Below are 2,172 nucleotides of genomic sequence, written 5' to 3' on the forward strand. Positions count from 1 at the left end.
GGCTGTGGGGGACGCGGCGCAGCGGGGCCGGGTTCGGGCGCAGTACCCGGCAGGTCTCGTAGTACAGCTGGCGTTCCGTGAAGCGCAGGTTCCCGGGGGCGGCGGCCCGGCGCGCGGCCACGGTGATCGCGCGGCTCAGCAGTGGCCTCGGCATGTCAGTTCCCGTCTTTCTCAGCGGCGGGGCAGGTCATCCGGGCCCTCCGGGTCCGGTGCGCGGAGTCTCGGGCCAGGTCAGGAAGCCGACGGCGGCGGCCTCCCGCCGCGCCTCGACCTGTTCGCGCGCCCGCGTCACGGCGGCCAGCAGCTTCGCCGGCGGCACCCCCACGAGCGGGAACCCCCACCCCCGCGCCAGCCACTTGACCTGCTGGGCGGTCAACTCCCCGGTGGCGGTGAGGGACTTGACGGTGTCGGCGTCCGGCCGCTCCCCCCGGACGGGTACGGCCTTGCGCACCCCGTACACGGCGTCCACCGGCACCCCTACGTCGACGACGATCCGCCCGGGATAGGCGCTGCGGGCCCAGTGGGCGTACAGCACCCCGGCGGCGTCGGCGTCGTGGAGGACCAGGACGGGCACCCGGCGGGGCAGGGCGGACGGTTCGGTGACGACGTCCAGGCCCGCCGCGTCCAGGAAGACGGCGATGGACCGGTCGGGGCACAGGACGACGGTCCTGCTCGCCGCCCCTTCGCGCGGCAGCGGGGCGCGGGTGTCGTCGAGGATGCCGGGCGGCAGGGAGCCGTGGGCGACCCGCCAGGCGGCGAGCGAGACGGTGCGGAACGACGCCCGTTCGAGCCGGGGTCTGCCCCGCCCGACCCCCGTGACGTGGGCGACGCCGAACCCGGCCGCCACGAGGAGCGCGAGCAGGCCGACGACCTGGGCGGCGCCCACACCGCTGCCGACGCCGACGATGCCGACGCCGCCTCCGAGGACGGCCAGGGGGATCGCGCACCCCGCCCCGGCCCGGGGCCGGCGCAGCGAGCGACGGGAGAGGGCGTACCACAACTGGCCGGTGGTGCAGGGGAGTTGTCCGCCGCTCGTGAGGGCCGCCGCGATCCTGAGGACCCGGAGGTCGTTGAGTTCGAGGGGGTCGGTCTTGGGGTCGAAGGCGTACCGGCGCCCGCATTTGCCGCACCGGTTGCCGGGGCGTTCCTTGCGCAGGAGGGACTGCCGGCAGTGCGGGCAGATCATGTGCGGCCCTCCAGTCCCTGTGCGATGCGCCGCAGGCGTGCGGCGAGGCGTTCGCGGACGGTGGTGACGCCGGTGCCGTGGACGTCCTGGTGGCGTTCGATGTCCCGCAGGGCGGCGGCGAGTTGGCGGAACTCCGGGTCGGGACGCCGTTCGGCCTCGTCGGCGGTGATCGCGTAGTCCTCGTGGTCGATGCCGTATCCGGTGTTCGCGGCGAGGATGGTGAGCGGGTCGGTGTTCCGGTTGGCGAAGGAGTGCGGCATCATCTCGGGGATGCGGATCAACTCGCCGGGGGCGAGGGGGACTTCGGTGACGCGGTCGCGTTCGGCGTCGTACAGGCCGCAGGAGGCGTAGCCGAGGCTGAGGACGTGGTGCTCGCCGCCGTGGGCGTGCGGGGTGAAGGCGCTGCGCGGGCCGACGATGCCGAGTTTGACGGTGGCGTTGGAGGGTCGTTCGGGCGAGGTCTTGGCGTCGCCGACGAGGTAGTGGGCGAACTGGCCGTCGTCGATGAACCTCAACAGGTCCTTGTCGGGGCCGAGTTCGCGGGCGCCGTCGCGGTCGGCGAGGACGACGGTGCCGTCCGCGCCGATCCGGTACAGCCGTACGCCGGACGGCAGTCGCCCCGCCTCCGCGAAACCTTCACGCATACCGCCGGACAAGCGCGCCTCCCCCGTGTGCCGCTCATGTAGGCGCATGGTAAGCCGCTGGTCCGGAACGCGACGAGGTTACGGACCGAACGACTTGCGGAGCCGGGGTGAACTCTGGGTGAACTATGGGGACTTCGTTCGCGCGGCGGCCTCACGCGTCACAGGCGCCGGCCGTCCGGCTCGCCGGAGCGCCCTGACGCCGGCTCAGAACCCCTCCCCCACGGCGTACCAGGCCCCCGCCTGCCATTCCCGCCCTTCCCACACCGCGCGCCGGTCCGCGTCGGGGTCGTTCTCCAGTCGGCGCCCTTCGGCGGTGAACAGCATCGTCGCCCGCCCGGGCAC

General features: G+C 73.9%; 2 protein-coding genes. Both read right to left on the minus strand.

What is annotated here, in order from left to right:
* Positions 1-187: 187 nt before the first annotated feature.
* Positions 188-1,186, minus strand: a complete 999-nt coding sequence (locus AOK24_RS43410; RefSeq protein ID WP_055725336.1) for a hypothetical protein — start codon at positions 1,184-1,186, stop codon at positions 188-190.
* Complete coding sequence (locus tag AOK24_RS43415; protein ID WP_240554415.1) at positions 1,183-1,842, minus strand: cupin domain-containing protein; 660 nt, start codon at positions 1,840-1,842, stop codon at positions 1,183-1,185. The genes AOK24_RS43410 and AOK24_RS43415 overlap by 4 nt, the downstream gene beginning before the upstream one ends.
* Positions 1,843-2,172: the final 330 nt, after the last annotated feature.

Origin of the sequence: Streptomyces niveiscabiei (genome assembly GCF_001419795.1) — a bacterium.
GTDB classification, from domain to species: domain Bacteria; phylum Actinomycetota; class Actinomycetes; order Streptomycetales; family Streptomycetaceae; genus Streptomyces; species Streptomyces niveiscabiei.